The sequence below is a fragment of the Paraburkholderia sp. genome, assembly GCF_034668105.1.
Classification (GTDB): domain Bacteria; phylum Pseudomonadota; class Gammaproteobacteria; order Burkholderiales; family Burkholderiaceae; genus Paraburkholderia.
The window spans coordinates 1-5,705 of the sequence record NZ_JAXDPY010000006.1; the positions used below are offsets into that span (position 1 = coordinate 1).

General features: G+C 62.5%; 5 protein-coding genes. 3 read left to right on the top strand and 2 right to left on the bottom strand.

Annotated elements, in window-relative coordinates:
* Positions 1-161: 161 nt before the first annotated feature.
* Positions 162-920, bottom strand: coding sequence for a 3-oxoacyl-ACP reductase family protein (locus QOC89_RS00290; RefSeq protein ID WP_323043189.1), 759 nt, complete (start codon positions 918-920; stop codon positions 162-164).
* A gap of 393 nt (positions 921-1,313) precedes the next feature.
* Here QOC89_RS00290 and QOC89_RS00295 point away from each other — a divergent pair, with 393 nt between their 5' ends.
* From QOC89_RS00295 to QOC89_RS00305, 3 genes are all read left to right on the top strand, one after another.
* Entirely contained in the window at positions 1,314-2,492 is a 1,179-nt protein-coding gene (locus QOC89_RS00295; protein WP_323043190.1) for a CaiB/BaiF CoA-transferase family protein, read from the top strand.
* Positions 2,489-3,442 (top strand): CoA ester lyase, encoded by a 954-nt coding sequence (locus QOC89_RS00300; protein WP_323043191.1) that lies wholly within the window; start codon positions 2,489-2,491, stop codon positions 3,440-3,442. Before QOC89_RS00295 ends, QOC89_RS00300 begins: the two co-directional genes overlap by 4 nt.
* Positions 3,443-3,642: 200 nt before the next feature.
* On the top strand, positions 3,643-4,551 hold the full coding sequence (locus QOC89_RS00305) for a LysR substrate-binding domain-containing protein (protein WP_323043192.1): 909 nt from the start codon (positions 3,643-3,645) through the stop codon (positions 4,549-4,551).
* Positions 4,552-4,968: 417 nt separating this feature from the next.
* Here the strand turns inward: QOC89_RS00305 and cfa are convergent.
* On the bottom strand, positions 4,969-5,705 hold a 737-nt coding region (cfa, locus tag QOC89_RS00310; protein ID WP_323043193.1), incomplete at its 5' end, for a cyclopropane fatty acyl phospholipid synthase.

Here is a 5,705-nt window from a genome sequence, read left to right on the forward strand (position 1 = left end):
GACGAACTCGACTCCGGCGCACTCGTCGCCCCGTTCGGTTTCGTGCCGGGCCCGCGCAAGCTCGTGTTGTGGGTCGCGCCGCACCTCGAGGCGCGCCCGCAAACGGCGGCGCTCGTCGACTGGCTCGGCGCCGAACTGCGCGATACGGAAGGCGTGCCGGCTTAAATCGCCGAGCCGCCGTCGGCGTTGTAGACATGCCCGGTTACGAACGAAGCTTCGTCCGACGCGAGGAACGCCACTACAGCGGCAATTTCGGCGGGCTGCGCGCCGCGTCCCATTGGCGTAGCCGCATAGATCGTATCGATGAAGCCGGGCGGCTTGGTGTCGAGCTGGCGCCGCACGAAGTCCGTCAGCGTGAAGGCCGGGGCCACCGCGTTGACGCGGATCCCCGACCTGGCGAACTCGCGGGCGAGCGACTTGGTCAATGCAATCACCGCGCCTTTAGAGGTCGCATACGCCGCGGTGCCGAGCATGCCGCCGCCTTTCTGACCGGCAATCGAACTCAGATTGACGATCGAGCCGCTCTGCTGCCTGAGCATCTGCGGGATCGCCTGCTGGCAGCACAGCCAGATGCCCATCGTGTTCACGTCCATCACCTTGCGGTATTCGGCAAGGGGAATCTCGAGAAACGGCCGCGCGCTTTCGAGTCCCGCGCTGTTGACCAGCACATCGAGCCGGCCCCAACTGGAAACCACCGTCTCGACCATGGCTTTGACGCTCGCTTCGTCGGCGACGTCGACCTTGACGGGTATCGCTTCGAAGCCATTCGAGCGGATTCGTTCGGCCGCGGCGGCAGCCGGGTCGTCGCGCAGATCGGCGATGGCAACGCGGTAGCCGCGGCTCGCCAGCAACTGTGCGGTAGCTTCACCAATGCCGCTGGCGGCACCGGTGACCAGAGCAACTTTTGTCTCGTTCGTCATTTTTCTGAGCCTGCGTGAATGGGTGGCGATCCGGCGGCAAGCCGGAGGAGGTCGGCTGAAAATATACGGCCGCGGCACAGGTCAGATCAAACGAAATGATTTCTCCCGCCTGCGACGAAAACTCACTTTAAACGAAGCATCGGGTAGGAGGTCGTGTCCCGTCTGTTCACGCATGCGTCCAGCGCTTCGATTGCGCCTGATGACAGGCACGCGGCGCTCCGACCGCGGCGCTTACGCCATAGGTCCGCCCTATAACGGGTAGGCAAAAACAGTATTTCCTCCTCGCGTCCATGATTCAGTACATTCGGCTTTTACGCACTGGAACACGTACCGGTATGCACCGGCGCGTCTCATACGCGTAGCGATCCAAGTCCACTACTTCGGGAAGCATTCATGACTCATCCTCTCGACGACATCCTCGTCGTTTCGATCGAACAGGCCATCGCCGCGCCGCTCGCGAGCCGTCATCTGGCTGACTGGGGCGCGCGGGTCATCAAGATCGAACGTCCCGAGGACGGCGATTTTGCCCGGCATTACGACACGGTGATGGACGGCATCTCCAGTCAGTTCGTCTGGGCAAACCGCTCCAAGGAAAGTCTCGCGATCGACATCAAGACCGAATTCGGACAGGAGACGCTGGAATCGCTGCTCGCGCGCGCCGACGTTTTCATCCAGAACCTCGCCCCGGGCGCCGCACGCCGCCAGGGGCTCGACGCAAAAACGTTGAGTGAACGTTTCCCGCGACTGGTCGCCTGCGATATCTCCGGCTACGGGGCAGACGGCCCGTACAGTCAGAAGAAGGCGTACGACCTGCTGGTGCAGTGCGAGACCGGTTTTCTGTCGATCAATGGCACGGAGGAATCGCCGGCCAAGTGCGGCTTGTCCATCGTCGATATCGCCACCGGCATGTATGCGCTCAATGGCATCCTGATGGGCTTGCATCAACGCGCGCGCACTGGCAAAGGCATGGCGTTCGAAGTCTCGCTGTTCGATGCGATGACCGAGTGGATGAGCTATCCCGCGTATTACACGCGCGGCGCGGGTCGGCCGTTAGCGCGTACCGGTCCGCGTCATGCGACGATTGCGCCGTACGGACCGTTTACAGCCGGCGACGGCGGCAGCGTCTTTTTCGGAATCCAGAACGAACGCGAGTGGCAGAGCTTTTGCCGGATCGTGCTGGAGGATCCCGCGATGGCCGTCGACCCACGCTTCGTCACGAACTCGCTGCGGCTTGCCAACCGCGCGGTGCTGGAAACGATGATCACCACGCAGTTCGCGCCGTTGTCGAGCGAACAGGTGATCGCAAGGCTCGATCGGGCGTCTATTGCCAATGGGCGGATGAACGATGTGGAAGGCCTGCTGAATCATCCGCAAGTGCTGGAGCGCAAGCGGTATCGTGCGGTTGAGACGGAGAGCGGTCCGCATGATCTGTTTTTGCCGGCCATCACAATCCCCGGTGTCGAGCCAGTCATGCGGCCGGTGCCTGCGCTCGGCGAGCATACGGCGCGGATTCTCGCGGAACTGGATGAGAAAAGCGGAGCCGCCGGCCATGCGCAGGGGACCCGCTCGTGACGGGCGCGCACGCCGACCTGCAAGCCGTGCGGCCGATGCGAGCCGTGCTCGCGGTACCCGGTCATCGTTGGCGAATGCTGGAATCAGCTGCGGCGAGCCCGGCCGACGCCGTATTCATCGATCTGGAAGACGCAGTGCCGCCCAACGAAAAGAGCGCGGCGCTCGCGTCCGCCATACGCGCGCTGCGGGAACTCGATTGGGGAACCAAACATGTGGCTGTGCGCGTGAATGCCACGGAGGCGGGCGTCCTCGAAGCGGAACTCAGCGCGCTCGCAGGCGAGGCCGCGCGGCTCGATGCGATCCTCGTGCCCAAGGTTGAAACCACGCGCGTGTTGCAGCAGGTCGAGACCTTAGTGGACCACTATCGTGGCGCGCATCCGCCACTCGCGATCGAGGCGCTGATCGAAACCGCACGCGGCGTCGTGAATGTCGACACGATCGCGGCCGTGGGCGGCAGATTGATTGCGCTGCATTTCGGCGTCGGCGACTTTTCGGCGTCGATCGGCGCGCGCAATGTCGAAGTCGGCGGTACCCATCCGGGCTATGCGATCACGCGCCGGGACGAGATCGGCAACTACGTCAGCGCGCCGCTCGATTTGTGGAGTTATCCGATGATGCGCATTCTCGTCGCGGCGCGCGCGTTCGATCTGCGCGCCATCGACGGACCCTGCGGCGCATTCCGCGACCCGGTGCTGACCCGTTCGTTCGCGCTCAAGGCCGCCGCGATGGGATTCGACGGCAAGCAGGTGATTCATCCGGAGCAGATCGCCGCGACGCAGGCCGCGTTCACACCGACCGACGCGGAAGTTCGTGCCGCCGAAGCGACGATCGAGGCGATGGCGCAGGCGGAGGCAGCGGGCCTCGCCGCGGTATCGGTCGACGGCAAGATGGTGGACTACGCCAATCTGCGCATGGCGCAGCGGTTGCTCGCCATGGCAGGGCGGTCCTGAGTATCGCTTGTGGCTGGCACGCGGCATCGGCTTTCAGGCGAGTCCCGGCACCGTGGAACGTGGGGCCTTCTGCGGGTCTCCACGACTGAAAACCCTCGCGTGGTGATGCTATAGTCCGCGCTTATATCCTGCCGCCTGAGCGAGTGGCCCGAGCGCGCGAGTGCGCGCTCGGCCCGGACTCCGGCCTCATGAGGGTTCAGATGGACGTTCGTCAGCTACGGTATTTCGCCACTGTCGTCGATACGGGCAGCCTCTCCAAAGCAGCGGTGCGCCTGTCGATTTCACAACCCTCGCTGAGCCAGCAGATCGTCGGCATGGAAGACGATCTCGGCGTGCCTTTGCTGCTGCGCAGCCCCTCCGGCGTGCGTCCGACGGAAGCCGGCATGGCCCTGTACCGGCACGCCCGCACCATCCTCAAACAGTTCGAACAGATGCGCGATGACGTGCGGCGCGGCGAACACAGCGAGTCGGGACAAGTCGCGGTCGGGTTGCCCACCAGCATCGCGGCGGTGATCGCGGTGCCGCTGTTCAATCGTCTGCAGAGCACGTATCCCAACATCCAGTTGCAACTGTTCGAAAGCATGAGCGGCTATCTGATCGAGCTGCTGGCGAACGGACGCCTCGACATGGCGGTGCTGTTTCGCGAGACCGAAACGCGCGGGCTCACCGTGTCGCCGCTTTTCAACGAACATCTATCGCTGTGCGGCGTGCCTTGGGTGGGCGATGCGAACGGCAGCAGCGTGCCGCTATCGCTCGTGTCGGGCGTGCCGCTGGTGTTGCCCGGCAAGGCTAACGGGCTGCGGCTTCTGATCGAACGCACCTTCGCGCGCGAAGGCCTGGTGTTGAACGTGGTCGCCGATATCGATTCGCTGCCCACCATGTTGACGATTGCCCGCGAAGGCGAGGTCGGCTCGATCCTCTCTGGGGCGCTGGCGCGCCAGCCCGGCGCGGGGTTGCTGGGGCGGCGGCTGGTGGAGCCGTCGCTCAGGCGCATGGTCAGTCTTTGCGTGCCGAACGCGGTGCCGCAGAACGCGGCGTCGCGCGCGGTGCAGAACACGATCGAGCAGATCGTGCGTGAAGAGGAAGTGAAATGGGATACGGTGGTGTGAGCGTGTTCAGTGTATTGAGCGTGTTCAGTGCTTCTCGCGCACCACATAGCTCGCCGTCGCTGAACCGTACTTGCGCTCGATCTCCTCTGGCAGCAGAAACTCCGTTTAGACCATATCGGCGCCGGCCTCCACGTAAAGCTTCGCGCGTTCGATCAGTCGAGGCCCCAAGCGCTTGCTGCTTCTCAACTGTTGTCCGCCTCTTCCATCGATTTACTCAATTCGAGAAATTAGAGAAAATGAATTGAAGATATTTAAACGAGGAAGAAGTTAAACGAGGAAGAAGCCGCGCTTGTAGAGAGTTAAATTCTCCGCGGTCCTGCGCGCGACATTCAACGTTTGGATCCGGAAAAGCTGCCGCGTCGTTCGGCAGGGCACCGATATGCTATCCAGCAGGATATCGGCGCCCATATGGAGTGGTTACCTGACCGACCGGTAGGTTTCCCCACGTTCAACATGGGTCAGCACGAGTTGCCAGAGCTGCCCTTGCCGCGACCGAAAAAAACCCGCGCAGCAAAGGAGATAATATTTCCACATCAGGTAAAAGCGCTTGTTATAGCGCGACTGGAGACGCGGCCACGCCTGGTCGAAGCGGCTCCACCATGCCATCAGGGTACGGTCATAGTCCTGGCCAAAGTTATGCCAGTCCTCGATGATGAAGCGGCCTTCAACCGCGTCGGAGATTTCCCTGGCAGAGGGGAGCTTCCCATTCGGGAAGATGTATTTGTCGAGCCAGGGGTCCGTTCCCTGGGTGGTCTCGGCTAGTCCGATTGAATGCAGGAGGAACAGACCTTCGGGGGCCAACAGGCGCTTGACGGTATCGAAGTACGTCTTATAGTTCTTGGGCCCTACGTGCTCGAACATGCCAACGGAGACGATCTTATCAAAGCGTCCTTGCAGATCGCGATAATCCTGAAGGATCAAGTTGACCGGCAATCCTTCACAGCGCTCCCTGGCCAACGCCAGTTGCTCTTTCGAGACCGTCACGCCAGTCACTTTCACGCCATATCGTTCAGCGGCGAATCGGGCGAGCCCACCCCAGCCGCAGCCTATATCGAGCAGCGTTTCCCCCGCGCGGAGGTTCAGCTTGCGACAAATCATATCGAGTTTGTCAACCTGCGCCTGTTCCAGATCTTTGGCGGTTTCCCAATAGCCGC

Excerpts from the sequence above, each read along its gene's own strand:
- QOC89_RS00290 (WP_323043189.1), bottom strand. The coding sequence starts at position 920 with ATGACGAACGAGACAAAAGTTGCTCTGGTCACCGGTGCCGCCAGCGGC.
- QOC89_RS00295 (WP_323043190.1), top strand. The coding sequence starts at position 1,314 with ATGACTCATCCTCTCGACGACATCCTCGTCGTTTCGATCGAACAGGCC.
- QOC89_RS00305 (WP_323043192.1), top strand. The coding sequence starts at position 3,643 with ATGGACGTTCGTCAGCTACGGTATTTCGCCACTGTCGTCGATACGGGC.